The organism is Mesorhizobium sp. B2-3-4, assembly GCF_006442315.1.
GTDB lineage: Bacteria > Pseudomonadota > Alphaproteobacteria > Rhizobiales > Rhizobiaceae > Mesorhizobium.
Genome location: NZ_VFVY01000009.1, coordinates 25,015 through 51,406, shown reverse-complemented (window position 1 = coordinate 51,406; position 26,392 = coordinate 25,015). Strand labels below are relative to the sequence as shown.

Sequence of the window (26,392 nt, the reverse complement as noted above, 5' to 3'; positions counted from 1 at the left end):
ATTGACGTTGCCCAGCGCGCGCCGAGACTCTATACCATCCAACGCACAATCGAGGACGACATGAGCGTGGCTGAAAAATCCCAGAAGAAATCCGGCGGGCTTGGCGAAACAGTCAGCGTCATCGTCCAGGCGCTTTTGCTCGCCCTGGTTATCCGCACGCTCCTGTTCCAGCCCTTTTCGATCCCGTCGGGGTCGATGCGCCCGACGCTTCTGGAAGGCGACTATCTGTTCGTCACCAAATGGTCCTACGGCTACTCGCGCTATTCGCTGCCTTTTGGACCTGACATTTTCTCGGGCCGCATCTGGGGCTCCGAGCCCAAGCGTGGCGACGTGGTGGTGTTCAAGTTCCCGCCGGACCCCTCCGTCGATTATATCAAGCGCGTGGTCGGCCTGCCTGGCGACAAGATCCAGATGAAGGACGGCCAGCTGTTCATCAACGGCGTCGGCGTGCAGCGCGTCAAGACCGGCCAGATCGACAATCCCGACATCACGGAAAAGGATTATCCGATCGACGTCTATCGCGAGACGCTGCCAAACGGCGTCAGCTACGATACGCTGGACCTGTCGCCGAATTCGATCGGCGACAACACTCGCGAATTCGACGTGCCTCCCGGCCACTATTTCATGATGGGCGACAACAGGGACAATTCCGCCGACAGCCGCTTCACGGTCGGCTATGTTCCGGCCGAAAACCTGGTCGGTCGCGCCAATCTTGTCTTCTTCTCGATCGCCGGCAAGGCAAGCCCCCTCGAAGTCTGGAAATGGCCGTCGCTGATGCGCGCTTCGCGCCTGTTCCATTTCGTCAACTAGGCTCATGGCGGCACCAAAACGGTTGACCGCCGACGCGCTCGCCGAGGCGCTTGCGCAACGCACGGGCCACGCCTTTGCCGACCGCCGGCGCCTGCAGCGCGCGCTAACCCATGCCAGTGCACGTAGCGCCAATGCCGGCACCGATTATGAGCGCTTCGAGTTTCTCGGCGACCGGGTTCTTGGCCTGATCGTCGCCGACATGCTGCTGGCCGCGTTTCCCGATGCGGCGGAAGGCGAGTTGTCGCTGCGGCTCAATGCGCTCGTCAATGCCGAAGCACTTTCTGAAATCGCGGAGGATATCGGGCTGCCGGACCTGATCCGTGCCGGGTCGGATGTGCGCGGACTCGAGGGGCGCAAGCGCGTCAACCTGCGCGCCGACGCGTTGGAATCGCTGATCGCCGTGCTTTATCTCGACGGTGGTCTGGAAGCGGCCCGCGCGTTCATCCACAAATACTGGCAGCCTCGTTCGCAAGCCTCGGGCGCGGCACGCCGCGACGCCAAGACCGAGCTGCAGGAATGGGCGCATCAAGCGGCGAGTGCCGTTCCGGTCTATCAGATCGACGGCCGCGAAGGCCCCGATCACGATCCACTATTTACCGTCAGCGTCAGGGTCGGTGCGTTTCAGCCGGCAACCGGCAGCGGTCGATCCAAGCGCGAGGCCGAACAGGCCGCCGCGGCTGCCCTTCTGTTGCGCGAAGGTGTATGGAACGCGGCATGACAGATATTGAAACCGCTGAAGCCCCCGCCACGCATTCCGGCTTTGTCGCGCTGATCGGTGCGCCCAATGCCGGCAAGTCGACGCTGGTCAATCAACTGGTTGGCGCCAAGGTGTCGATCGTCACTCACAAGGTGCAGACCACTCGCGCCATCGTGCGCGGCATCGCCACGCATGACAATGCGCAAATCGTTTTCGTTGACACGCCGGGCATCTTCAAACCCAAGCGGCGGCTGGACACGGCGATGGTGACCACCGCCTGGGGCGGTGCCAAGGACGCCGATATCGTTTTGCTGCTGATCGACGCCGAGCGCGGCATCAGGGGCGACGCCGATGCCATACTCGAACGGTTGAAGGACGTGCGCCAGCCAATGGCGCTGATCCTCAACAAGGTCGACCGCGTCAAGCCCGAGGCGCTGCTGGCCCTGTCCGCGGCAGCCAACGAGAAGGTGCCGTTCCAGCGCACCTTCATGGTCTCGGCGTTGACCGGCTCCGGCTGCAAGGACCTGCTCGACTATCTTGCCAGGGCGCTGCCTGCCGGCCCCTGGTACTATCCCGAAGACCAGATTTCAGACCTGCCGATGCGCCAGCTCGCGGCCGAGATCACCCGTGAGAAACTGTATCTGCGGCTGCATCAGGAGTTGCCCTATTCCTCGCATATCGAAACCGAGAAATGGGAAGAGAAGAAGGACGGCTCGGTGCGCATCGAGCAGGTCATCTATGTCGAGCGCGACAGCCAGAAGAAGATCGTGCTCGGCCACAAGGGCGAGACCATCCGCGCCATCGGTCAGGCCGCCCGCATGGAGATCGCGGGCATCCTCGAGCAGAAGGTGCATTTGTTCCTGTTCGTGAAAGTGCGCGAGAACTGGGGCGACGATCCCGAGCGCTACCGCGAGATGGGCTTGGAGTTTCCCCACTAGGGAAAGCGTCTGAGCGGTTCTCATCCGCAATTGCGTCAAGAACGAAGATATGGAGCGATGGACGGCAAGCTCACCATCGACACCGCTTTGGTGCGCCGGCTGATCGCAGCTCAATTTCCCCATTGGCGGCATCTTCGTGTTGAGCCGGTCGCATTTGGCGGCTGGGACAACAGGACGTTCCATCTCGGTGACGAGATGACCGTGCGGTTGCCGAGTGCGGCGGCTTATTGCCAGCAGGTCGAAAAGGAACATCGCTGGCTGCCGAAATTGGCGCCGCTGTTGCCGCTGCCGATCCCGGCTCCGCTGGCAATGGGCGCTCCCGCCGAGGGCTATCCCTGGCATTGGTCCGTCTATGGCTGGATCGCGGGCGAGACCGCCAAACGCGAACGAATCGCAAATCTGTCGGAATTCGCGACGGACCTGGCTCGGTTCCTGGCTGCGTTGAAATCGATAGACGCGACCGATGGGCCGGCGCCGGGGCAGCACAATTTCTTTCGCGGCGGACCACTCAGCGTCTATGACGGCGAGACAAGGCAAGCGATCTCGGCACTTGGCAACCGCATCGATGCCAGCGCCGCCACCGCGGCCTGGGAGGTGGCCCTTGCCGCCGCCTGGAAAGGTCCGCCCGTCTGGTTCCATGGCGATGTCAGCCAGGGCAACCTTTTGGTCGAAAACGGCAGATTGAGCGCGGTGATTGATTTTGGCACCTCCGGTGTCGGCGATCCCTCCTGCGATCTGGCGATTGCCTGGACGCTGTTCCACGGCCAAAGCCGAAACATTTTTCGCGCCGGCATCGCGGCGGATCAGGCGACCTGGGCGCGGGGACGCGGCTGGGCGCTCTGGAAGGCACTGATCACCGCCGCCGGACAGATAGACATCGCGCCACCCGCAATCCCGGAAGCGTGGCGCGTGATCGATGCGGTGCTGGCCGACTGCGAGGCGTGAGGCAAAGCATCCGTCGCCCGGCATTGGCTGAGTTTCGGATGGATCAAGAAGCTGCCGCCGAGTGCAGTCCTTATGTGGTCCCGTTGTGGGTCTCTGACCGCCGAGAGGTCGCCCAGAATTATCTTGGAAGCCGCGTGCTCTAATGAACGAATTTTCCAAATCTTTTTTGGGATATCTGCGAATTTGACTTTTAAAAATAAGCATAAGTCAAAAGATTTCGAGAAATAGTCGAATAGAGATTTCAATTATTACATAAAAATTACGATGTGCCATTTGTGCCGTCTTGACAAGGTGGCAGGTATGGTCAGTGTTATTTGTGCAACACAGATTTAATCTGTGGTCGGAATCCGGCATATTTATGGAATTGTCATTGAAGGCGGAAGATTGGTGGGTATGTTCGCCGCGAAAAGAGGGCGCGGTGCGAGCCTTTTTTCATTGTGGGGGTGAGGCGGGAAAACATATCCGCCAGCCACAATTCAGAAGCCATTTTATTAACTTGACTGGAGAGGTCAGAAAATGAACATCAAGAGCCTCCTTCTCGGCTCAGCCGCGGCCCTGATCGCGGTGTCCGGCGCACGTGCCGCGGACGCGGTCGTCGTCGCCGAACCGGAACCGGCCGAATACGTCAAGATCTGCGACGTCTACGGCGCCGGCTACTTCTACATCCCGGGCACCGAGACCTGCCTGCGCATCGGCGGCTACATTCGCTATGACGCCGGTTTCGGTGACGTCGGCTCGTTGGACGGCGCTCGCGCCACTGATGTCCGCGACGGTACAGAACAGGGAACTTGGTTGAAAAACACTCGCTTCAACCTGAAGACCTGGACCGGCCAGGAAACAGAACTCGGTACATTGAAAACCTACACCGAGACGCGCTTCAATTTCGGCAACACTGCAAAAAGCGGCATCGCTAGCTACAATCAGTTTACCGAAACGTACAACGCTGGCGCTGCCAACAAGAGTGTCACCCTGAACTTCGCGTGGATCCAACTTGGTGGTCTGCGCATCGGTAAGGATGAAACACCCTATGATGCGTTTATCGGCTACGCTGGTAACGTCGTACAGGACACGATCATAAAATACGGTATTAAAGACACGAACCTGATCAGTTACTACTTCGATGCCGGAAACGGCTTCTCGGCCGTAGCTTCGCTGGAAGAAGGCTCCGGCACAACAGAGACCATCGACAGCTACGTTCCGCATGTTGTCGGCGGCGTGAAATACAAAGGCGATTGGGGTGCGATCACAGCGGTTGGTGCCTACAACAGCAATTGGGAAGAATGGGCAGGCAAGGCCCGTCTTGATCTGAAGGCGACAACGGATTTGACATTGTTTGCCATGGTCGGTTACGGCACCGACGACAACGTTGCCAAGAGTTTCTATAAGCCGTGGAATGGAAACTTCGCGTTTTGGGGCGGTGGCACCTACACAGTGAACAAGAAGGTCGCGCTCAACGCGCAGGTCTCCTATACCGATGCCAGCGACTTCGCAGTGGCAGCCAACGTCGCTTACACGATCGTCCCAGGCTATACGATCACTGCTGAAGTCGATTATTACGACAACTTCGACAAGGATAACTCAGACGCAATCGGCGGCATTTTCCGCTTCCAGCGTTCGTTCTAACAGATCGACCAATCTTCATCGAACCGCCCGTGGCACATCGGTACGGGCGGTTCTTTGTGATGTGTACCGCTCACCTACGGTGGCGCCAGGCCCACACCTTGATTTCGCCACCCGATCGGTGAAAAGCTCCCGATATGGAATGGCGCGACGAGGGAATCATTCTCGGCACCCGCAAGCATGGCGAAACCAGCGCCATCCTCGAGGTGATGACGCGTGCGCATGGCCGCCATCTCGGCCTCGTGCGCGGCGGCCGCTCCCGCAAGCAGCAGCCCGTTCTCCAGCCCGGAAATCGCGTCGATCTGTTGTGGCGCGCGCGCCTTGACGAGCATCTGGGTACCTTTCAGGCCGAAGCGATCGAGATGAATGCCGCCCGGTTGATGGACAGCGCCGTCGCCGTCTACGGGCTGCAGACGATGGCGGCGCATCTGCGCCTGCTGCCCGAGCGCGATGCCCATGGCGGCCTCTACGAGGCGCTTTCGGTGATGATCGTCCACCTCGACGATGCCGATGCCGCGGGCGAACTGGTGGCGCGTTTCGAACTTCTGATCCTCGACGAGCTCGGCTTTGGCCTCGATCTCAGCCAGTGCGCCGCCACCGGCGCCAGACAGGATCTCGCTTATGTCTCGCCGAAGTCGGGCCGCGCGGTGTCGCGCGAAGCCGGGGCCCCGTGGCGCGACAAGATGCTGGCGCTGCCAGCCTTCCTGCAGCGTGGCACCGGTCTGCGCGCAGACCAGGCTGCGATCGAGGATGCCTTCCGCCTGACCGGTTTTTTCTTCACGCGCCACGTCTATGAACCGCGCGGCATCGGGGAACCTGACGCCCGCGCCGGCTTTCTGGCGGCGCTGCGCAAGCACCAGGCGCGCGGCAAGAGCGTTGCCGGAGAAAATGCGGCATGAGCGAGGTCGAACTCTATCCTGGCCGGGTCTCGCCGCTCGACCTTGGCACCATTCCTCATGCCGACATCCTGAAATACACCGGCCTGGAATTGCTGCAGCGGATCATCGATGGCGAGTATCCGGCGCCGCCGATCTCCTTCCAGCTCAGCTTTGCGCTGACCGCAGTGTCGGAAGGCCGCGCCGTGTTCCGCGGCGTGCCGAACGAGCGCCACCTCAATCCACTGGGCGGCGTGCATGGCGGTTGGGCGGCGACGCTGCTCGATTCGGCCCTGGCCTGTGCCGTGCAGACGCTGCTCGACAAGGGCGAGGCTTATACGACGGCGGAGTTCAAGGTGAACCTGACGCGGCCGATCACGCCAAGGACCGGAGAGGTCGTCTGCGAAGGCAAGGTGGTCCACAAGGGCCGCACGCTTGCCGTTTCGGAAGCGACGCTGAAGGACGCCGGCGGCAAGCTCTTAGCTTTCGGCACCGAGACATGTTCGATATTTCCAGCCGCCAATCTGGCGGCACGTTGAGTTTTCAGCCGTTTGGCTGCCGCATTTGACTGTCAGTGAGCTGAGATGTCAGTGAAGACTGGCCTGGTTTGGGGGAACCGCCATGTTTGAAAGCTTGATCGGCCTTGTCGCCATCATCGCCTTGTTCGTCATCATTTCGCGTCAGCAGGGGCGCATCGGTCTGATCGAGCGCGAGCTTGGCGCGCTGCGCAGTCTCGTGCTCTCGGGTGCCGTGCCGGTCGCGGCCAAGCCGTCGGAACAGGGCAGGGCCGATACGGTACCGGTGGCCGCGTCAGCGGCCGATATCGCCCCAACGCAAATCAGCGAGCCGGCAACCGGCGAGCCGAAACCTAGCGAACCGCCATCCGCGCCTGCGCAGGCAACCGAGGCGAAAATCCCGGCTGAGGAAAGCGTGCCTGGTCCGTGGAGCGCACCACAGGCAACGCCGAAAACATCGGAAGAGGCACCGGCCGCGGTCGCCAAAGCCGCTCGCCAGTCAGACGTCGAGACCGCACTCGGGACACGGTGGGCGGTCTGGGTCGGCGGCATAGCGCTGGCGCTGGGCGGCCTGTTCCTGATCCGCTACACCATAGAGGCCGGCATTTTCGGTCCCGGCGTGCGGCTCACCATGGCAGGGTTGCTCGGCCTGGTGCTGGTCGGCGCCGGCGAATTCATCCGTCGCACCGGCTTCAAGGTGCCGGTGCAAGGGGTTGCCGGCGCCTATATTCCCGCGATTTTGACGGCTGCCGGCGCCTTCATCCTGTTCGGCACCGTCTATGCCGCGCATGGTATCTATGGTTTTATCGGACCGGCGCTGGCGTTCGCGTTGCTCGGCGCCATTGGTGTCGCCACGATCGCCGCCGCTCTCGTCCATGGCCAGGCCCTGGCCGGCATCGGTCTGATCGGCGCCATGGCAACGCCGGCGCTGGTCGCCTCGACCGCGCCGAATGTCTGGGCGCTGTTCGGCTACCTCGCCATCGTGCTCGCCGCCACCGGCGTTATCGCCCGCATCCGCGACTGGAAATCGCTGATGGCCGCGGCCTTCTTTGGCACCGGCGTCTGGACCATCCTCTACATGATGGATGCGCCTGGGGTGGACCTCTCCGCCGTGCTGTTCATCAACGCCGTCACGCTCGTCGTGCTTGCTTTCGTCTGGCTGGGCAGTCGTGTCGGCGGAGCCGACATCGCGAAGGACGGCTTCGATTGGCCATCGATCGTGCCGGGAGCTTTCGTCGCGTTTTCGGCACTCGGCCTGTCGGTCGACTCGACATTTGTCGCTGCCGGCTACGCGTTGCCGGGCGCCTTGGTTCTCGTTGCCCTCGTCGGCACCGCGCTCTATCGACCTCGCGCGGTGCCGCTGCTGCATGCGGCCGGTGTCGTGACCGTGATGATCCATCTCGGCATCATTCCACCCACAACCATCGGCTCCGATTTGTCACAAGGCAATCTGGGCTTTGACGGCTTGCCGGTGGCGACTGGAAACGCCTTGACGCTGCGCATCGGTATCGGCCTAGGCCTTGTCTTCGTCGTCGCCGGTTTGTGGGCTGCCCGCCGCTTCGCCGCCGCAGCGCGGATACGGGCAGCCTCCTGGGCCGCATGGGGTGTCATAGCGCCGCTGGTCATCCTGCTGGCGCTCTGGTTCACCTACGGCAATCTCGACCGCGACTTTGTCTATGCCGCGGGCGCGGCGTTGCTGGTCGTTGTTTTCGCCGCCGGCGGCGAATGGATCGCGCGCGCCGAAGAGCCGCCGCTCAAGGGCGGCACGGCCGTATCCTTCGCCTTGGCAGGCGCGGCCGTCGCCGGTCTCTTGATGCTGCACATGGCTTTCGGTTCCGGCTGGACCACCATCCTGATCGGCGCCGCGGCCATCTTGCCGGCGCTGGCCACGCGCTGGCGCTCCTATCCGGTTCTCGGCTGGATTTCGGTCGCCGCCGCCATAGCGGTGCTCAGCCGAGTTGCTTTCGACCCGACCGTCGTCGGCGCGGAGTTCCTGTCGACGACACCGGTCTTCAACTGGCTGCTGCCGGGCTATGGCGTGCCGGCACTCGCCTTCGGCCTCGCCGCCTGGCAGCTCGCCCGCACCACGAACGGTCAGCCGCGCCTTGCCATGGAGGCGGCCGCGGCATTGTTCGCGTTGCTGACGCTGGCCATGTTGGTGCGCCATGCCATGCATGGCGGCGTCATCAACAGCGACGCGCCGACGCTCGCCGAGCAGGCGATCTATACGCTGATCGCCATCGGTGCCGGCGCCATCCTGGTCGCTATCGACCGGCGTTCGCCAAGCTCGGTGCTGCACTATGGCTCGATGGCGGCGGGAGTGATCTCAGTCGCCTTCGTCGTCATCCAGCATTTCCTGGTGCTGAACCCGCTGTTCACGGACGAGTCGACAGGCCGGATTCCGGTCTTCAACCTGTTGTTCCTGGCCTATCTCCTGCCGGCGATCGCAGCCGGTGGCCTGGCTCTCTATGTCAGGGGCAAGCGGCCGAAATGGTATTCGGCCATGCTGGCACTGCTGGCCTCGCTGCTTGCCTTCGCCTACGCCACGCTTTCGGTCCGGCGCCTGTTCAAGGGCGAGTTCATCGGCCTGTGGAGTGGTCTTGGCCAGTTGGAGACCTACACCTATTCGGCGCTCTGGCTGGTCATTGGCGTTGTGCTGCTCACCGCCGGAGTCTGGCTGAAATCGCAGGTGTTGCGCATCGCCTCGGCCGCGCTGATCGCGATCGCCGTGCTGAAGGTCTTCCTGTTCGACATGTCGGAGCTGGAAGGCGTGCTGAGGGCGCTGTCCTTCATCGGCCTGGGCGCGGTGCTGATCGGTATCGGTCTGTTCTACCAGCGGCTTCTGACGCGCGCGGCAAGGGAGAAGCTGACGGCCAGCGAGCAATAAATGGCGGGAATTCAACGCCGTGTGGGAATAAACCGGCGTTCGCCCGCGTTCTCTCATTGCTTGGGTGACCGGAGCGGCGGACCGCTTCGCGCTGGCCGCTTGCGCCGTGCCGGGAAGGCGCGTTCAATCGGGATCAACAAGGGCGACCTCAGAACCAGCGGTCATGGACGAAAAGAAGGCAGCACTCCTTGGCGAAATACCGCGTCTGCGCCGCTACGCGCGCTCTCTGCTGCGCGACCGCGATTCCGCCGACGATCTCGTTCAGGACTGCCTCGAGCGCGCATTGTTGCGGCTCGACAACTGGCAGACAGGAGAAAGCCCCAGGAGGTGGCTGTTTACGATCATGCATCATTTGTTCATCGACCAGATGCGCAAGGTGAACCGCCGCGGCGAAGCGGCGATGCTGCCGCTAGAGGCGGGCGAGGCGGTTGCCCAGCCGGCCGAACAGCTGGAGGGTATCGCCTCGCGCGAAATCATCGACGCGTTGCAGACGATCAGCCCCGATCGTCGCGCGGCGCTGGTCATGGTCGCCATCGAGGGCTTTTCCTATGCCGAAGCCGCCAACATTCTGGGCGTGCCCGCGGGCACGCTGATGTCGCGCATCGCGCGCGGGCGTGAGGAACTGCGCGGATTGCTGGACGATACGGCTCGCCGTCGCGCCATAAGGATCGTCGAGAAATGATCCGCCGCGATTTTTCCGAACGGGATATTCACATGGCGCTCGATGGCGAGTTGCCGGCCGACGAGCGCGTCGCCTATGAAGCCTGGCTCGATGGCAATCCTGAGATGAAGGCAAGGAGTGTCCGTTTCACCGCCGACCGGGAGGCATTGCGCGCCGCCTTTGCCGGCGTGCTTGACGAGCCTGTTCCCGCCCGTTTGCGCAAGGTGGTGCTCGGCGAAGCGCCGGTCAAAGCCGCGGTGCCGCGCTCGCGCTGGTGGCTTGCCGCCGCCGCGGCCGCGCTTCTGGCCGTGGGCGGATTTGGCGGCTACTTTGCCGGCATGGACGGCCTCGGGCAGGAGGATCCGGCGGAGGATCTGCTCGCCGAGCAGGCGATCGCCGCCCATGTCATCTACGCTGCGGAGAAACGGCACGCGGTCGAAGTCCCGGCCAGCGACAAGGATCATTTGCAGACTTGGCTGTCCAACCGGGTCGGCCTGAAGCTGGTGGCGCCGGATTTGAGCGCGAACGGCTTCCAGTTGATCGGTGGCAGGTTGCTGCCGGCCGGCGAAAGCAAGGCTGCGATGCTGCTCTACGAGGACGACAAGGGCGAGCGCATATCTCTCTTCGTGACGGCGGAATCGACCGAGAATGCCAGGGGCACCTATGCTTCGGCGCAGGATGGTCCGCAGGCGGTCTACTGGCTGGACAAGGGCTATGGCTGCGCCGTCGTCGGTTCGCTGCCGCGCGAGCAATTGGCGGTCGTGGCCAAGAGCGCCTATGGCCAGCTTCTGGCCGGTCTGGCGAGCTGAGCCGGTTGCGATCCCGCGCCGCCGGCGGGCTTGAAAACGACGATTCCGTTCAAAGCTTGCCGGCTTCCCTGCCGCTGGGGAAACTGTCACAATTCGGCCCTAATCAAGGAGCGATAGCGCTTGATGAATGCCGGTGCTTCGGCCGGTGTTCGCGACGCTTTTGACCGGGGCCGTTTCCGCAACGCAATCGGGGTTTTCTCAAGCCGCATGCCTGCCGAGATCCGCACGGCCCGCGCTTCCGACGTCGATGATCTCGCCGCCATCGAGAAAGCCGTTTTTTCGAGCGACCGCATCTCCCGACGCTCCTTCCGCCAGTTCATCGAGCGCGAGACCGCCGAGACGCTGGTCGCCGAAATCGATGGCCGCGTCGGCGGCTACGCGATCGTGCTGTTTCGCAAGGGCAGTGGGGTGGCACGGCTCTATTCCATTGCCGTTGGACCGTTTTTCGGCGGGCTCGGCATTGGCCGACAGCTGCTCTCGGCGGCGGAGGAGGCGGCCTTCGAACATGACCGCATGATGCTGCGTCTGGAAGTACGCGAGGACAATGGCCGCGCCATCCGCATCTACGAGCAGGCCGGCTATCGCAAAATCGGCCGCGAGCCGGGCTACTATTCGGATGGCGAGACGGCGCTGCGCTATGAAAAGACCTTGCGCGGCGATCTTCCCGTCGCCACCAAGGTGCCGTTTTATCCGCAGACCTGCGAGTTCACCTGCGGCCCGTGCTGCCTGATGATGGCCATGGCCAATTTCGATCGTGGGTTCGTGCCGGATCCGGTGATGGAAATTCGCCTCTGGCGCGAGGCGACGACCGTCTTCATGATGTCGGGGCCGGGTGGTTGCGAGCCGTTCGGCTTGGCCGTCTCGGGGTACGAAAGCGGGCTCGCGGCGGAAATCTTCGTCTCCTTCTATGGCGCGTTGTTCTTGCAATCCGTTCGAAGCGAGGACAAGCGTCGGGTGATGGAACTTGCGCAGGTCGACTTTCGCCGCCGCGCGGAACTTTACGGCATACCGGTGAATTACCGTCCGTTTACCATCGACGATATCAGGGCGGCTCTCGCCGGGGGGAAACTGGTGCTGGTGCTGATCAGCGGTTTCCTGATGTTCGGCAAGAAGGTGCCGCATTGGGTACTGGCTATCGGCGATGACGGCGACCATATTCTGATCCACGATCCCTGGGTCGAGGATGAAAGGCAGGAAACCATCCTTGATGCCGCCAACATTCCGGTGCCCTACGGCATCTTCATGAACATGGCGCAGTTCGGCCGCGACGGACTGCGCGCGGCCATCACTTTGGGGAAGCGCTGATAACAATGACCTGGGTTATCCTGACCGGCCGGCAAAGCGATCTCGATCAGGTGGCGACACCGCACAAGATCATCACCAACCGCGACTATCTCGCGCATCCGGCGTTGTTCCGCGGCCAGCGGCCGAAAGTCATCAACCTGTCGAACAATTACGGTTACCAGAGCCGCGGCTATTATGCCTCGCTGCTGGCGAGTTCGCGTGGACACAAGGTCATCCCGACGGTCGAGACGATGATCGACCTGTCGGAACGCAAGCTCTACGAGCATGCCTTGCCCGAGCTGGAACTCGCGCTCAACAAATGCCGCAAGGATCTCGGCGGCGCCTTTCCGGCGAAGGTCTGTATCTTTTTCGGCATCGGGCCGTCCAAGGTCTGGGACCGTTTCGCCAAGCTTCTGTTCGATTGGTTCCGCGCGCCGGCACTCGAAGTCCATATCAAGGACAGCGCCGAATGGGCCTCCATCCGCAAGATCGGCTTCCATCCGCTGGCGCGAATGACCGAGGATGAGGAAAAGAGCTTCATCCAGTGCCTGGAAACCTACACCAACCGCGAGTGGCGCGACACCAAGGGCCGCACGCCGGCGCGCTACACCTTTGCCACGCTGGTCGATCCGCATGAGGAATTGCCGCCCTCGGAAATCTCCTCGCTGCGTTACTGGGCCAAGATCGCCGAGAAGATGGGGGTCGAAATCGAACCCATCACCAGGAAGGACCTTGCCAAGCTGGCGAACTACGACGCCCTGTTCATCCGCGAGACCACCTCGATCTCCAATCACACCTATCGTTTCGCCCGCCGCGCCCAACAGGAAGGCATGCCGGTCATCGACGATCCGCTGTCGATGATCCGTTGCACCAACAAGGTCTATCTCAACGAACTGATGGCCTACAACAAGGTGCCCGTGCCGCCGACGGTGATGATCGCCGGCACGTCGGATTTCGAACTGGCCGCACAGACGCTGGGCTTCCCGCTGGTGCTGAAGATTCCGGATTCCTCCTTCTCGCGCGGCGTCAAGAAATGCGAGAATTTGGAAGAACTGACACGGCTTGCAACCGAATGGCTGGAGGATTCCGACCTCCTCATAGCGCAGAAATTCATCCCGACCGAATATGACTGGCGCGTCGGCGTGCTCGGCGGACAGCCGCTGTTCGCCGTGCACTACCTGATGGCCAAGAAGCACTGGCAGATCGTCAACCACAAGGCCAATGGCAAGCCCGATCAAGGCGGCATCAAGACCTTCACGCTGAAGGAGACACCGGCCCATGTCGTCGAAACCGCTGTCAAGGCGGCCCGTTGCATCGGCGATGGACTTTATGGCGTCGACCTGAAGGAAACCAAGGACGGCGTCTTCGTCATCGAGGTCAACGACAACCCCAATCTCGACCATGGCTGGGAGGATTCCGGCGAGAAGGACGAGGTCTGGGTGCGGCTGACGCAGTGGTTCCTGGAGCGACTGGACCGGCCGGGGCGATAATCCCGCCAAGGAGCAATATGCAGTTCATTGTCATCGAGGATTTCACCGGTTGTGATCGCAAGGAAATCTATCGCCGTTTCCGCGACCGTGGCCGCCTGAAGCCGGAGGAACTTGTCGTGCACCACAGCTGGATCGCGGCGGATATGAGCCGCTGTTTCCTGCTGGTGGAGACCGATGACGTTACGCTCCTGCAGCGATGGGTCATCGAATGGGCCGATCTGGTCGAGTTCGAGATCGTGCCCGTGGCGACCAACAAGGACATGGTGGTGGCATTGAGCGGCCACCTCTGACCATCACCTCTCCCGGTCAGCGCAACGCCGATGAGCCCACGGCGCGTTGGCATTCGCCAATCAACCAATCGCGAAAAGCCGTCACCACGTCGCGCCTCGCGCTCCGCTCCGGGACAGTCAGGCAATAAGGCTGGCGCAGGGCGATCGCCCTTTCAGCGGGTCGGACCAGCCGGCCGTCCTCCAGCGCTTCGGCACAGTAGACCCCTTGCGCCAGCGCCACGCCCAGTCCTGAAATGGCGAGATCGAGCGCCGCGCGCGACGAATTGGCTGAAAGGCCACGCTGCGCCGCCCGGCCAGGTTCAACACCGGCCGCCTCGAACCAGTTGCGCCAGGACGGAAAAGACGCTCCTGTCGGTCCCCAGTCGGTATGGATCAGCGGCAGCCCGGCGAGCGGTTCGCCGCCAGCCTTGACCATGCCGGCAAGCCTTGGGGCGCAGACGGGGTAGACCGCATCCCCCGCGATATCCTCGGTCGGGTGCTCGCGATAATGTGGTCCGTAGGAGAGCCTGATGTCGATCAGCTCGCGGTCGAACGGCACCGGGTCGTCGTCGCCCCGCAGCGATATGTCGGCGGCGCCGTGCCTCGCGACAAAGCCGGCCAGACGCTGCGATAGCCAGCCCATGGCCATGGACGGGGGCACCGATACCACCAGGCGCGGGCGCAATGCATCGCCGCTGAGTTCGCGCGAGACGCTGCCGATCTCCTGGAAGGCCATGGTCAGCCGTGGCAGCATTTCCACGCCGGCCTCGGTCAGGACAACACGGCGGTTGACCCGATGGAACAGCTTGCGGCCCATCTGCTCTTCCACGGTGCGGATCAGCTGGCTGACGGCGGCGGCCGAAACCGAGAGCTCCTCCGCTGCCGCGGCAAAGCTGCCCGTGCGCGCCGCGGCCTCGAAAGCCTGAAGTCCTTTCAGAGATGGAAGCGTGGCCATGATCGCCTGATAGATAAGATTACCTTACCAAAATCGCAGGAATCGTCGTTTTTGGAAAGCTTTTTCGCCAGGTAGAGTAGGATCATCAACCCTTCAACTGGATCGAAGTCGATGGACCATCGCGACATCATCGCGTCACTGACACCGGAAGAGCGCAACCGCCTGACGGCCAAATCCGATGCCGCGGGCCTGTTCCAGCTTGGCGCTCATTTGGGTGCGATCGTGATCATTGGATCGCTGATCGCGGCCAAGGTGCCGTTCTGGCCGTTGCTGATGCTGCCGCAAGGCATCCTGATCGTGTTTCTGTTCACGCTGCTGCACGAGACGGTCCACCGCACGGCCTTCCAAACGCAGTGGCTGAACGACGGCGTGGCCCGTCTGTGCAGTCTTGCGATCGCGTTGCCGGCCGACTGGTTCCGCTACTTCCATTTCGCTCACCACCGCTACACGCAGGATCCGGAAAACGATCCCGAACTCGCCTTCCCGAAGCCCGAGACCATGCGGCAATACATTGCCCACGTGTCGGGCCTGCCGGTATGGTTGGGGCATTTCAGGACGCTCTATACCAACGCGCGTGGCGGCTGCCGCGATAGTTATGTGCCGCCGAAAGGCCTGCCCAAAGTGCGTGCCGAGGCACGCGCGATGATCGGATTCTACGTCGTGCTGCTGGCGCTTGCCATCTGGTTCAAGGCAAGTGTGCTGCTCCATGTCTGGCTCTTGCCGGCACTGCTTGGACAACCATTCCTGCGCCTTTATCTGCTGGCCGAGCACGGCCGCTGTCCTTTCGTCGCCAACATGCTGGAAAACACCAGGACGACGCTGACCAATTGGGCGGTACGCAAGCTTGCCTGGAACATGCCGTTCCATGCCGAGCATCACGCCTATCCCGGCGTGCCTTTTCATCAGCTGCCGCAGTTTCATGCGCTGATCGAGCGGCATCTGAAGGTGGTCGAGCCCGGCTATGTCAGCTTCCATGAGAAATACCTGGAAACGCTGAACTGAGCTTGCCCGATGCCTCAGCCTGTCTGCCTGTGCGGCGCACGCGAGGTCAACAGGCGCTGGAGGTCCGCTGCCTTCGACGGCACGCCGATCAGGTAGCCTTGCGCCTCGACACAGCCATTGTCGCGCAGCATGTCGAGTTGCGCTTCGGTCTCCACGCCCTCGGCCGTGACGATGATGCCAAGCTCGTTCCCGAGCCCGATGATGGAGCGAACGATCGCCGCCGTGTCGCGGTTGCCGATGTCGCGAATGAATGATCGGTCGATCTTGATCTTGTCGACCGGAAAGCGCCTGAGATAGCCGAGCGAGGAATAGCCGGTGCCGAAATCGTCCAGCGCGATGCGGATGCCGAGCTCACGCAACTCGCGCAGCGTCTTCAGCACGGCCTTGCTCTCGTCCATCAGCACGGTTTCGGTGATTTCCAGTTCCAGTCGTGCGGCCGGCACGCCGGAGAAAGCCAGCGCGGAGATGACGGCGCGGGCAAACCCGCCGCTTTTGAGTTGTACCGCCGAAACATTGACGGCGATGCGCAGACCGGGCGGCCAGCTTGCAGCCGCCGTGCAGGCTTCCCTCAGCGCCCATTCGCCAAGCGGCACGATCAGCCCGGTTTCTTCGGCGACCGGAATGAAGTGATCGGGCCTGACAGTGCCACGCGCTGGTGAGTGCCAGCGCATCAAGGCCTCCGCACCGACGATCTCGCCCGAGGCGATGTGCATGAGGGGTTGGAAATCGAGATCGAATTCCTGGCGCGGCAGTGCTGCCTCCAGGTCGATTTCAAGCGCCCGGCGGGCCTGCACGACGGCGTCCATTTCAGGTTCGAAGAAGCGATAGAGGTTTCGCCCTTCGCTCTTGGCCCGGTAGAGCGCCGTGTCGGCATTCTTCAGCAGCGTGTCGGCATCACGGCCATCGGCGGGAAAAACGGCGATGCCCAGGCTGACGCCGATATGCATGTCCCGGTTTTTGTCGCGAAATGGCTTTGCGATTGCCTCGACGATGCGCTTCGCCAGTTTCTCGGCATCGGCAGTGGCCCCGGAGTTGGATTGGATGATGACGAACTCATCGCCGCCGAAACGGGCGATCATGTCCGCATCGTTGCGCAGGCAATGCTGCAGTCGTTCGGCCACGCTCTTCAGCAGCCAGTCACCGGCAGGATGCCCCCAGGTGTCGTTGACTGCCTTGAAGCGGTCGAGGTCGAGCGAAAAGATCGTGAGCGGCCTGGCGGCCGTATCCTCGAGCGCAAGGTCGAGCCGTTCGCGAAACATCGATCGGTTGGGCAGTCCGGTCAACGTGTCGTGATGCGCAAGATGGATCATGCGCTCTTCGGCCAGACGGCGTTCCGTGACGTCGTCAAAGGTCGCCACCCAGCCGCCGCCGATCATCGGCTGGCGCACGACCAGGATAGTCCTGCCGTCGGCGAGATGGCGATACGTCGAGTGCATTTTCCCCGCCCGCCGGCAGGCTTCGGTCCGGGCGACTTCGTTGTCGACGTCGATCTTTGTGTAGATGCCGAGTTTCAGCAGCCGTTCGAGCGCGTCGCGGTGCGTCGTGCCAAGCGGAAAATCGGCCGCCGTGACGCCGTAGAGTTCCAGAAAACGCCCATTGCGCACGATCATCTTGCCGTCGGCGTCGTACATCAGCAGGCCTTGCGACATGTTGGCGAGCGCAGCGTCGAAGCGGCGATGCTGCTCCTTGAGATCCTGCTCGGCGCGCCGCTGTTCGGTGATGTCCTCGTAGATCGAGACCCATCCACCCGAAGCCAGCGGCCGGTGCGAGATGAGGATGATGCGGCCGTCGGACAGGATTTCTTCGTAGGTAGAGGGTTTCGCCTGGTCGATATAGGGCTTGCGGATGGCATAGAGCTCGTCGGCGCTTTGCGATGCGACGCCGAGATCGACGCTGTGCCGCAGGATGTCGATGAAACGGATGCCTGGCCGCATCACCTTGGCGTTAAGATGGAAGATGTCGATGTAGTTGCCGTTGCAGATGATCATGCGCTCGTCGGCGTCGAACATGCACAGGCCATGCGACATGTTCTCGACAGCGGCTGAAAAGCGTTCATTCTGTTCGCGCAGCTCATCTCGCACGCGACGCGGGCGTTCCATGCCTTCGGCCGCCCGCTCCGGGACGACCGAACCATCCTTGACATCCACGACGGGCATGAGGCGCCCCTGCGGTGCTGATCGAACACCGTACTGTTGACGCTTCGGGTTAATTTAGCGTTGTCTACCCTAGCGCGGACGTCGCCGCGCGGTGTCTTGACGTCTCGATCATCGAAAACCGCTTCAGGAAGGCGTTCTGTGCCGAGATAACCGAGCGTGGCGTGAGGTCGAAACGCTCGGCGGAAAAACCGCGCGGGCGGCCGAAGAACTCGGTCGCCTCGGTCGTGGAAAAGCCGGCAAGCAGCGTCGCCTCGAAATAGGCCGCGATCTGGTCGGCGCGCTTGATCTCCTTGCGCAGTCCGGCAGCCGGTTCGGGAGGCAGCGAGAAACGCAGGTGGATGGCGCGCTGCAGGCGCAGTTCGCAATCCTTGTAGCTGCCGCCCATCACCGACTTGAACGGCGAGATCATGTCGCCGATGACATATTCCGGCGCGTCGTGCAGCAGTGCCGCCAGTTGGTCGTCCGCCGAGGCCTCGGGCATCAGTTCGTTGAACAGCGCCTCGACCAGCAGTGAATGCTGGGCAACCGAAAAGGCGTGGTCGCCGCTGGTCTGGCCGTTCCAGCGCGCGACGCGGGCGAGCCCGTGCGCGATGTCCGAGATCTCGATGTCGAGCGGCGAAGGGTCGAGCAGGTCGAGCCGGCGGCCGGACAGCATGCGCTGCCAGGCGCGTGGCGGCGCGCCGGCACGGTCCGCCGCCATCAGGCCTCCTCCGCGCCGACGGTTTCCTGCGGAAAGCTGAATCTGGCCCAGGCAGGAATGGCGAGCGTCACGGGTACGTCGCCCGCCAGGATCGGCTGACCGGCATCGAGCGCCGCCTTGACCCTGTCGATGCGGGCGACGGCGAGCCCGGTCGTGCCTGCGTTGGAGCCGAGCGTGCCGACCGGCCGTCCCTCGACGGTGAGTTCGGTACCCGCCGGGGGTAGGGGAAGCCCGGCCTGGACAATCAGCACGCGCCGCCGCGCCGTACCGCGATGCTGCATGCGCGAGACGACTTCCTGGCCGACATAGCAGCCCTTCTTGAAACCGACGCCGCCCATCTCGTCGAGCAGAACGTCGTGCGGGAAAGCGTCGCTCAACGCGTAGTCCGCATTGCTTTCGGCGACGCCGTGGGCGATGCGAAAGGCGTGCCAAGCGGCTATGTCGTCCCTCTCCATCATGCCGGCATAGGAGCGGGTGACGCCTTCATCGTTGAAACGCCTGTCGGCAACAGCCGTTGAATCATTTTCTGAGGCGATTGACTCCTTTCCCCACGCGATCGTGACAAGCGCCTGTTCCGACTTGGCAATCTCGACCTTGGCGCGAAGCTTGTAGAGCATCAGCCGGCGAATGAAATCGTCCGCAACGTCGGCACGGCATTCGATGTGGAACGCGCTTTCGCCGGTACGCGAGATAAGGAAGTCGAACAGAATCTTGCCTTGCGGCGTCAACAGCGCGCCGGGTTTTGCTTCGTGCGCGCCAAGCGCGTCGAGATCGGTGGTCAGGATGTTTTGCAGAAAGTGTTCGGCATCCGGGCCGGAGACGGAGATGAGCGCGCGGTCTTTCAGCAGGGCAAAGGGCATGAACGGATAAAGGCCTGATCTTGCAAAACGGTTGGTCATTACGTAAGCCGATGACATCCCCCCCGCAAGAGATCAATCGCCATGGCCAACACCTACGACCTCATCCTGACAGGCGGCATGGTGGTCAATCATGACGGCGAGGGGCAGCGCGACATCGGCATCAGGGATGGACGCATCGCCGCCATCGGCGATCTCCGGCAGGCGTCGGCCGGTGAGACGATCGACTGCCGCGGCCTGCATGTCCTGCCGGGTGTCGTCGACAGCCAGGTGCATTTCCGCGAACCGGGGCTGGAGCACAAGGAAGACCTGGAAACGGGATCGCGGGCGGCCGTGCTCGGTGGCGTTACCGCCGTGTTCGAGATGCCCAACACCAACCCGCTGACCACCAGCGAGGCGACGCTTGCCGACAAGGTCCGGCGCGGCAGCGGCCGCATGCATTGCGATTTCGCCTTCTGGGTTGGCGGCACCCGCGACAATGCGGGCGATGTCGGCGACCTCGAACGTCTGCCGGGGGCGGCTGGCATAAAGGTCTTCATGGGCTCGTCCACCGGCGATCTGCTGGTCGAGGACGATGAAGGCGTCGCCTCGATCCTGAGAAACACCCGCCGCCGCGCCGCCTTTCATTCGGAGGACGAGTTCCGGCTGCGCGAGCGCCTGGGCGAGCGCGTCGAGGGCGACCCGTCATCGCATCCGGTCTGGCGTGACGAGATCGCCGCCTTGCGCTGCACCGAACGGCTGGTGCGCATCGCGCGCAACGTTCGCGCCCGCATCCATGTCCTGCACATCTCGACCGCCGAGGAGATCCTGTTCCTCGAGCAGCACAAGGATGTCGCGACCTGCGAGGCCACGCCCCACCATCTGACGCTGAGCGCCGACGATTACGCGCGGCTCGGTACGCTGATCCAGATGAACCCGCCGGTACGCGACAAGCGTCACCGAGACGGCGTCTGGCATGGCATTGCGCAAGGCATTGTCGACGTGCTCGGCTCCGACCACGCGCCACACACTTTGGCCGAGAAAGCAAAGTCCTATCCGGCGTCGCCCTCGGGCATGACCGGTGTGCAGACGCTGGTGCCGATCATGCTCGACCACGTCAATGCCGGCCGGCTGACCCTGCAGCGCTTCGTCGATCTCTCCAGCCACGGCCCGCAGCGCATCTTCGGCATGGCCAGGAAAGGCCGCATCGCGGCCGGTTATGACGCCGACTTCACCATTGTCGACATGAAGCGCCGCGAGACCATCACCAACGCGCAGGCCGGCTCGAAGGCGGGCTGGACACCTTATGACGGCAGGGAGGTGACCGGCTGGCCGGTCGGCACCGTCATCCGCGGCCGGCGCGTCATGTGGGAGGGCGAAATCGTCATGCCGGGACAGGGCAGGGCGGTGGAATTTTCCGAGGCGCTGCCAGGATAGGCGACCGGCCGGAATGCTTGACGCCTTTGATTGGCGAAGCCAGTCGCATTGGCCGCATGCAGGCGTCGATAAGAACGCCGCCGGCCTGATAACATAGCGACTGTTTCAATCGCCAGCGACGAAGAAGGTCCATTGCCCGGCGGGCGTGATGCCGACGCGATAGAAGATGTAGGCGCCGAACTGCTTCATATCGTCGAAATCGCTGGCGGTGACGATCTTGAACAGCTCGACCCGCTGCTTGGCGTCGAGCTTGTCCAGCGGCAGCGCGAAAAAGTACGGCCAGACATAGAGTTCCTGCGGCGTGCCGGCATCGACATGCACATAGCCGGCGGAGAGCACTTCCTCCAGAATGGCCAGGATTTCCTGGCCGTCCGGGTCGCCGGACAGCCCTTTGAGGAAGGCGATGGCGTCGCCATCGATATCGGCCAGCGACAGCTGGGTCATGCTCTCGCCTTTGCCGATCAAGGGCCTGAGCTTCTCGATATCGCCGCCCTTGCAGGCCTCGATGATCAGATCATGCATGCGCCGCACGGGTTCTGGCAGCTTGCCAAGATCGTAGACGACTTCGGGCAGCGGCACCTCCGGATCGACACGTGGCCTGTTGCTCCCACCATCCGGGGGGCTGTCCGGCTCCGCTGCGTCCGGGGCAGGCGGCTGGCTGGTTGAGGGCGCCGTTCCCAAAGGATCCGGCATGGGGATTGTGTTGCCGGGCGAGGAAACGTCGTCATCCGCCGACGGTGTGACTGGTGCGGGGAGTTCTTCGCGTTTGATCTCGCTCAGAGCATGGGCAGGGCTGCTTGCTAGGCACGTCACCAGGGCAATCGCGGCACAGCAAGCAGCGAAGCGGATGTGGAGGACCAGGCCCTTCGGCCTGCCTGACATCGGAAAGTTCACTGCCCGTATCTCCTTGCTCCGGGCATGCCGCCCGATCGGCATCTATTCGTCAAAGAACCGAAAGCGGTTCAGTGCCGCAGCCGCTCGGGTTCGAAGGCGCCAGCAATCACCTTTTCACGCATGCGGTCGAGCAGGGCAAGGGCCGAGGTCTCGCCATTGGCGCGCAACATTTCACCGAACGCGGTCTCGAGCGCCGCCTCGGCAATGATCTCGGGTTCAATGCCTGCCGAAAGGCCTTCCGCCCACGCTTCGCTGTGGCTCTCGACCGCCGTCAGGCGCTTTTCTTCCCTGACCAGCGCATCGATGTCATTGGCAGCATGTTCCATAAGCGATGTCCACCCTTTCAAGCGGCGACCCATCAGTGTGGATCAGGCTTGATCTGTTCTGTTCACACGCGGCTCCAAGTAAGTGTCTGTAAATACGACATTTTTTTGATCGTTTTTTACAGGGGCCAACTGTGTCTGGCGAAGCTGCGTTTCAACCCGGATCAAACTTAGCCGATTAGGCCGGCCTGCGGGGCGAAAACCTTCAGTTTGAGTTAATTCCGCATTCGCGCGGTAACGTTTGATTAACGCTGTTGCAGAAGTGCAACATGAGGATTGCACCAAGCCACCATTGGCACAAGCGGATATGACGGCGATGTCAGGCCAAGGGCCTTATTTCTGTTGATGGACGCTCAGTTGCCGTATCGCGAGGCGATGTCGCGCGACAGCGTCTCGCCTTCCCTCATATAGCGGCTGATGGCTTCGGTGGCCGAAGCCGTGCACTGGGTATAGGTGCCGCCGAAGGAACGATAGCCCCGGTTGAAGCTGGCGATGAAGCGAGCGCGGCGATCAGGATCGGGATTTTCCGAATCGAGCAGCTTTTCCATTTCGCCCCGCCATTGGTCGCCTTTTTCGCCGCACAGATTGCGCAGGAAATGCAGCGATCCCAGAACCTCGGCCAGCCGCATCAGCCCCGGCTCGAACGGCGACTCGGCACTGAACGCAGGCCGCGCCGGAGCGGCCGCGCCGACGGCGAGGCAAATGGCGAGGACTATTGAAGGACGGTTCATATCTACCGAAACGGCCTGAGACGTCGTGGCTGGCAAGACAACATAAGCCTTGTGGCGAAACAATTTGTCGCCTGCAAGGCGATTTTTGAGCGCCGCGTCAGCGCGTTTGAATCTGACCGAGAAGGCCCTCGGCGACCGCGAAAACCGAGCCGGCGAGCGGCAACAGGGTCATCTCCTCGAGCGTATAGAAGGCGGCTGTCTCGGCGTCGTCGCTGGCTACGGCTTCGCCTCCGGCATAGTCCGCGCCGAACACAGTAAGGCGGTAATCCACCGGGTGGCTGTCCTCCCTGCCGTCGATGTGTATCTCGCGAAGCGGGCGAAAACCGGTGGCAGGCAAACCGGTCTCTTCCAGCAGTTCGCGCCTTGCCGCGTCCTCTAGCGTCTCGCCGGCCTCGACCTTGCCGCCGGGAAAGGCATAGAGCCCCCGCGAGGGCTGCCGCGCCCGCTTGACCAGAAGCACGGTGTCGCCACGTACCACCGCTACCGAGACCGCCGGGAGTATCTTGCGTGCCGTGTTTATGATCCCTGATCAACCCATTGAGGCAGGTCTGTTGTGGATCGACAGCATGGGCAAGCTTTAGCGGTTGCGCAACGCCGGTTCGATCGCCACTTTCAACACGGACTTAATCGAAAGACGCAATCGATCATGTGTGGACGCTTCGCCCTGACCGCTACGCCGGACCAGACCGCGGCCTTGCTGGGCCTTGCCGAGCTCGAGGATTTCCCGGCCCGCTACAACATAGCGCCGACGCAGCCGGTCCTGATGGCGACGTCAGGCGCGCCGCGGGCCCCTGGCTCCAACCTTCCGGACCGGCAGGCAATGCTGGTGCGCTGGGGTCTCATTCCCGCCTGGGTGAAGGACACCAGGGAATTTCCGCTGCTGATCAATGCGCGTTCCGAAGGCGCGATCGAGAAGGCCTCGTTCAAGGCCGCTATGCGCCATCGCCGCGCGCTGGTGCCGGCATCGGGCTTTTACGAATGGCGTCAGGCCGGCGGCAAGAAGGGGCAACCCTATTGGATCCGACCCAGGCATGGCGGGCTGGTCGCCTTTGCCGGCCTGGTCGAGACCTATGCCGAACCGGGCGGCTCGGAAATGGACACCGGCGCCATCCTGACCGTCAGCGCCAATGCCGACATCGCCCATATTCACGACCGGATGCCGGTGGTCATCGACCCCAGTGATTTTGCCCGCTGGCTGGATTGCCGCACGCTCGAACCGCGCGATGTCGCCGACCTGCTGCGGCCGGCCCAACTCGATTTCTTCGAGGCGATTCCGGTCTCCGACCTTGTCAACAAGGTCGCCAACACCGGCCCGGAGATTCAAGAGAGGGGCGAGATCGGGCCTGAGCCCGAGAAAGTCAGGCGCCAGAAGCCCGGCGCGGACGACAGTCAGATGACGCTGTTCTAGGCAAGCCCATTCAGTGCCTTGTATCCAGGGCGCCCGTTCGCGCCCTCGGTGCCGGATATTTCGTCGGCCGGGGCCGCTTCAGGCGGCGCGGGGGGATACGATCTTCGGCGCGGGCTTCTTCTTCTTGGCGGTGTGAAGAAGGGCGGCGACAATGGCGGCCGGGCCGATTGCGCGATAGTGGTTTGCCAGCGCCGGTTGCTTGGCGCGGTTGGCTTCCTGCTTGCTTCGAGGCATATTTCTCTTCCCTGGTAACATTTCCGTGTCTGCGTTTGATGGTTGATTCCGACCAAATCGTGACGCTTGGTGATCTAGCCGGCGAATGTTTCATGACTGTGCCGACATGTTTAATAAAATGTTTCACTGCCTGATTCCGCGTGATCGGGCGACGCGTTTGCCCATCCTGCCGGCGTTTTTCCTGGGGGCAGCGACTTGACGGCAACACTGGTCGGGGCGATAAAGCCGCCCATGAAAACGTCTTTCGCCATTTGTGGCATTTGCATTATTGGCTAGCCTCGCGCTGGTCCGGACGTTTTCGCCTCATCTTCCCCAGATTGGACAAACGCCCCGGCCAGCAGGCTGGAGCCTGATTTGCGTCTCGGCGCTGGGCTTGCTCCATCCAGACAAGAAGTTCTGAACCGGGAAGGCATGGAATGTCTGACGCACCACAAGGCCCGCGCCTCTACAACACGCTGACGCGCACGAAGGAGGACTTCGTCCCGATCGATCCGCTTGACGTGCGCATGTATGTTTGCGGCCCGACCGTCTACGACTTCGCCCATATCGGCAACGCCAGGCCGGTGATCGTCTTCGATGTGCTGTTCCGTCTGCTGCGCCATCTCTATGGCGAGACGCACGTCACGTATGTGCGCAACATCACCGACGTCGACGACAAGATAAATGCGCGGGCGCTGCGTGACTTCGGCGGCGAGATATCGGCTGGAAAGCTTTCCCTCAATGAAGCGATCCGGCGGGTTACCGAAAAGACCGCCGACCAGTTCCACAGCGACGTCGCCACGCTTGGTTGCCTGGAGCCGACGGTCGAGCCGCGCGCAACCGAGTTTGTCGAGCCGCGCGCCGACGGCAAGGCCGACATGATCACGTTGATTCAGAACCTGATCGAACGCGGCCATGCCTATGTAGCGGCAGGCGAAGTCCTGTTCGATACGGCGTCGATGCCGGACTATGGGCAACTGTCGAAACGCAATCTCGACGAGCAACAGGCCGGCGCCCGCATCGCCGTCGACGCGCACAAGAAGAACCCCGGCGATTTCGTGCTGTGGAAGCTGTCGTCGCCGGAGGAACCTGGCTGGCAAAGCCCATGGGGCAGGGGCCGGCCCGGCTGGCACATCGAATGCTCGGCCATGTCGGCCGCCTACCTCGGCGAAGTCTTCGACATCCATGGCGGCGGCCTCGACCTGATCTTCCCGCACCATGAGAACGAGATCGCCCAGTCGCGTTGCGCCCACGGCACATCGGTCATGGCCAATGTGTGGATGCACAACGGCTTCCTGCAGGTCGAGGGCCAGAAGATGTCGAAGAGCCTCGGCAATTTCTACTCGATCCACGAGTTGCTGGAGACCGAGACCTTTGGCGGTCGCAAATGGCCGGGCGATGTGCTGCGCCTGGCAATGCTGATGACGCACTACCGCGAACCCATCGACTTCTCGGTGCGCAAGCTCGAGGAAGCGGAAAACACGCTGCGCAAATGGAAACGCGCGGCGGATCTGGCGCCGGCGGTGGGACAGTTGCCGGCTGAAGTCGTGGAGGCGCTGTCGGATGATCTTGCGACCTACACGGCATTCCAAGTGCTGACCCAGTTGGCCGGCGAGGCAGCGGACGGCAGCAAAGCCGCTGCTTCGTTGAAGGCGTCGCTGCTGTTCCTCGGCTTCGAGGTCGCCTCAGCAGAAGTGGATGAGGACAAGGTCGCCAAGGCAATCGCGAATCGCCTGGCGCTGATCGCGGCCAAGAACTGGGCCGAAGCCGACCGCATGCGCGACGAGCTCTTGGCGCAGGGTGTACAGTTGAAGGACGGCAAGGACCCTGCCACCGGCGAACGTGTGACGACATGGGAGGTTAAGCGGTGAGGTTGGAGACTTGGACCGCAGGATTGGAGAGGTTGGAGCGAGGCCCCCCTCTCTGTCCTGCCGGAC

At 62.6% G+C, this 26,392-nt stretch carries 26 protein-coding genes; 17 read left to right on the top strand and 9 right to left on the bottom strand.

The genetic code is table 11. The features are described from left to right. The first annotated feature begins 60 nt into the window (after positions 1-60). The 13 genes from lepB (at position 61) to FJ967_RS15350 (ending at position 13,821) form a co-directional block, all read left to right on the top strand. Positions 61-810, top strand: coding sequence for a signal peptidase I (gene lepB, locus FJ967_RS15410; protein ID WP_140732678.1), 750 nt, complete (start codon positions 61-63; stop codon positions 808-810). 4 nt (positions 811-814) lie between these two features. Further along, a complete protein-coding gene (gene rnc, locus FJ967_RS15405; protein WP_140732677.1) occupies positions 815-1,528 on the top strand; it encodes a ribonuclease III in 714 nt (237 codons plus the stop codon). Next, complete coding sequence (gene era, locus FJ967_RS15400) at positions 1,513-2,445, top strand: GTPase Era (protein ID WP_140732676.1); 933 nt, start codon at positions 1,513-1,515, stop codon at positions 2,443-2,445. Before rnc ends, era begins: the two co-directional genes overlap by 16 nt. Positions 2,446-2,502: 57 nt before the next feature. Then, positions 2,503-3,390, top strand: a complete 888-nt coding sequence (locus FJ967_RS15395) for an aminoglycoside phosphotransferase family protein (RefSeq protein ID WP_140732675.1) — start codon at positions 2,503-2,505, stop codon at positions 3,388-3,390. 516 nt (positions 3,391-3,906) lie between these two features. Further along, a complete protein-coding gene (locus FJ967_RS15390) occupies positions 3,907-5,013 on the top strand; it encodes a porin (protein ID WP_140732674.1) in 1,107 nt (368 codons plus the stop codon). A gap of 134 nt (positions 5,014-5,147) precedes the next feature. Further along, complete coding sequence (gene recO / locus FJ967_RS15385) at positions 5,148-5,909, top strand: DNA repair protein RecO (protein WP_140732673.1); 762 nt, start codon at positions 5,148-5,150, stop codon at positions 5,907-5,909. Beyond that, a complete protein-coding gene (locus FJ967_RS15380) occupies positions 5,906-6,424 on the top strand; it encodes a PaaI family thioesterase (RefSeq protein WP_140732672.1) in 519 nt (172 codons plus the stop codon). Before recO ends, FJ967_RS15380 begins: the two co-directional genes overlap by 4 nt. 82 nt (positions 6,425-6,506) lie before the next feature. Beyond that, positions 6,507-9,287 carry a DUF2339 domain-containing protein gene (locus FJ967_RS15375; protein WP_140732671.1) on the top strand — a complete coding sequence of 927 codons (2,781 nt, stop codon included), beginning with the start codon at positions 6,507-6,509 and terminating at the stop codon, positions 9,285-9,287. Between the two features lie 163 nt (positions 9,288-9,450). Then, positions 9,451-9,969: an RNA polymerase sigma factor gene (locus tag FJ967_RS15370; RefSeq protein WP_140732670.1), complete on the top strand. Its 519-nt coding sequence runs from the start codon at positions 9,451-9,453 to the stop codon at positions 9,967-9,969. Beyond that, a complete protein-coding gene (locus tag FJ967_RS15365) occupies positions 9,966-10,757 on the top strand; it encodes an anti-sigma factor (RefSeq protein WP_140732669.1) in 792 nt (263 codons plus the stop codon). Before FJ967_RS15370 ends, FJ967_RS15365 begins: the two co-directional genes overlap by 4 nt. 207 nt (positions 10,758-10,964) lie before the next feature. Then, positions 10,965-12,062: a GNAT family N-acetyltransferase/peptidase C39 family protein gene (locus FJ967_RS15360; RefSeq protein ID WP_140732668.1), complete on the top strand. Its 1,098-nt coding sequence runs from the start codon at positions 10,965-10,967 to the stop codon at positions 12,060-12,062. 5 nt (positions 12,063-12,067) lie between these two features. After that, positions 12,068-13,531, top strand: a complete 1,464-nt coding sequence (locus FJ967_RS15355; protein WP_140732667.1) for a RimK family protein — start codon at positions 12,068-12,070, stop codon at positions 13,529-13,531. A 17-nt stretch (positions 13,532-13,548) separates the two neighbouring features. Next, a complete protein-coding gene (locus FJ967_RS15350) occupies positions 13,549-13,821 on the top strand; it encodes a DUF3303 family protein (RefSeq protein ID WP_140732666.1) in 273 nt (90 codons plus the stop codon). A gap of 16 nt (positions 13,822-13,837) precedes the next feature. Here the strand turns inward: FJ967_RS15350 and FJ967_RS15345 are convergent, their stop codons facing one another. After that, the gene (locus FJ967_RS15345; protein ID WP_140732665.1) at positions 13,838-14,755 is read right to left on the bottom strand and encodes a LysR substrate-binding domain-containing protein; all 918 of its coding nucleotides are present in this window, start codon (positions 14,753-14,755) and stop codon (positions 13,838-13,840) included. Between the two features lie 111 nt (positions 14,756-14,866). Between FJ967_RS15345 and FJ967_RS15340 the strand changes: the two genes are divergently transcribed. Then, complete coding sequence (locus tag FJ967_RS15340; RefSeq protein WP_140732664.1) at positions 14,867-15,757, top strand: fatty acid desaturase family protein; 891 nt, start codon at positions 14,867-14,869, stop codon at positions 15,755-15,757. Positions 15,758-15,771: 14 nt separating this feature from the next. Here FJ967_RS15340 and FJ967_RS15335 read toward each other — a convergent pair whose 3' ends face one another. The 3 genes from FJ967_RS15335 to FJ967_RS15325 all read right to left on the bottom strand — a co-directional run bounded on the left by FJ967_RS15335 (position 15,772) and on the right by FJ967_RS15325 (position 19,473). Further along, complete coding sequence (locus FJ967_RS15335; RefSeq protein WP_140732663.1) at positions 15,772-17,913, bottom strand: EAL domain-containing protein; 2,142 nt, start codon at positions 17,911-17,913, stop codon at positions 15,772-15,774. Positions 17,914-17,977: 64 nt separating this feature from the next. Then, positions 17,978-18,613 carry an HD family hydrolase gene (locus FJ967_RS15330; protein WP_140732662.1) on the bottom strand — a complete coding sequence of 212 codons (636 nt, stop codon included), beginning with the start codon at positions 18,611-18,613 and terminating at the stop codon, positions 17,978-17,980. Then, positions 18,613-19,473 carry a folate-binding protein YgfZ gene (locus FJ967_RS15325; RefSeq protein ID WP_140732856.1) on the bottom strand — a complete coding sequence of 287 codons (861 nt, stop codon included), beginning with the start codon at positions 19,471-19,473 and terminating at the stop codon, positions 18,613-18,615. Before FJ967_RS15325 ends, FJ967_RS15330 begins: the two co-directional genes overlap by 1 nt. Before the next feature lie 81 nt (positions 19,474-19,554). On the opposite strand from FJ967_RS15325, the gene FJ967_RS15320 reads away from it, so the two are divergent. Further along, positions 19,555-20,886 (top strand): dihydroorotase, encoded by a 1,332-nt coding sequence (locus tag FJ967_RS15320; protein ID WP_140732661.1) that lies wholly within the window; start codon positions 19,555-19,557, stop codon positions 20,884-20,886. Between the two features lie 105 nt (positions 20,887-20,991). On the opposite strand, the gene FJ967_RS15315 is transcribed toward FJ967_RS15320, so the two are convergent. The 4 genes from FJ967_RS15315 to FJ967_RS15300 form a co-directional block, all read right to left on the bottom strand. Next, entirely contained in the window at positions 20,992-21,780 is a 789-nt protein-coding gene (locus FJ967_RS15315; protein ID WP_181175889.1) for a hypothetical protein, read from the bottom strand. Positions 21,781-21,848: 68 nt separating this feature from the next. Further along, on the bottom strand, positions 21,849-22,106 hold the full coding sequence (locus FJ967_RS15310) for a hypothetical protein (RefSeq protein ID WP_015318556.1): 258 nt from the start codon (positions 22,104-22,106) through the stop codon (positions 21,849-21,851). A 350-nt stretch (positions 22,107-22,456) separates the two neighbouring features. Then, positions 22,457-22,834: a TIGR02301 family protein gene (locus FJ967_RS15305; RefSeq protein ID WP_140732660.1), complete on the bottom strand. Its 378-nt coding sequence runs from the start codon at positions 22,832-22,834 to the stop codon at positions 22,457-22,459. A 97-nt stretch (positions 22,835-22,931) separates the two neighbouring features. Beyond that, positions 22,932-23,354: an NUDIX hydrolase gene (locus FJ967_RS15300; RefSeq protein WP_140732659.1), complete on the bottom strand. Its 423-nt coding sequence runs from the start codon at positions 23,352-23,354 to the stop codon at positions 22,932-22,934. Positions 23,355-23,480: 126 nt separating this feature from the next. Here FJ967_RS15300 and FJ967_RS15295 point away from each other — a divergent pair, with 126 nt between their 5' ends. Next, positions 23,481-24,242: an SOS response-associated peptidase gene (locus FJ967_RS15295; RefSeq protein ID WP_140732658.1), complete on the top strand. Its 762-nt coding sequence runs from the start codon at positions 23,481-23,483 to the stop codon at positions 24,240-24,242. 78 nt (positions 24,243-24,320) lie between these two features. Here FJ967_RS15295 and FJ967_RS15290 read toward each other — a convergent pair whose 3' ends face one another. Next, complete coding sequence (locus tag FJ967_RS15290; RefSeq protein WP_137932076.1) at positions 24,321-24,476, bottom strand: hypothetical protein; 156 nt, start codon at positions 24,474-24,476, stop codon at positions 24,321-24,323. Positions 24,477-24,892: 416 nt separating this feature from the next. Between FJ967_RS15290 and cysS the strand changes: the two genes are divergently transcribed. After that, positions 24,893-26,326, top strand: a complete 1,434-nt coding sequence (gene cysS / locus FJ967_RS15285) for a cysteine--tRNA ligase (protein WP_140732657.1) — start codon at positions 24,893-24,895, stop codon at positions 26,324-26,326. The last annotated feature ends 66 nt before the right edge of the window (positions 26,327-26,392 follow it).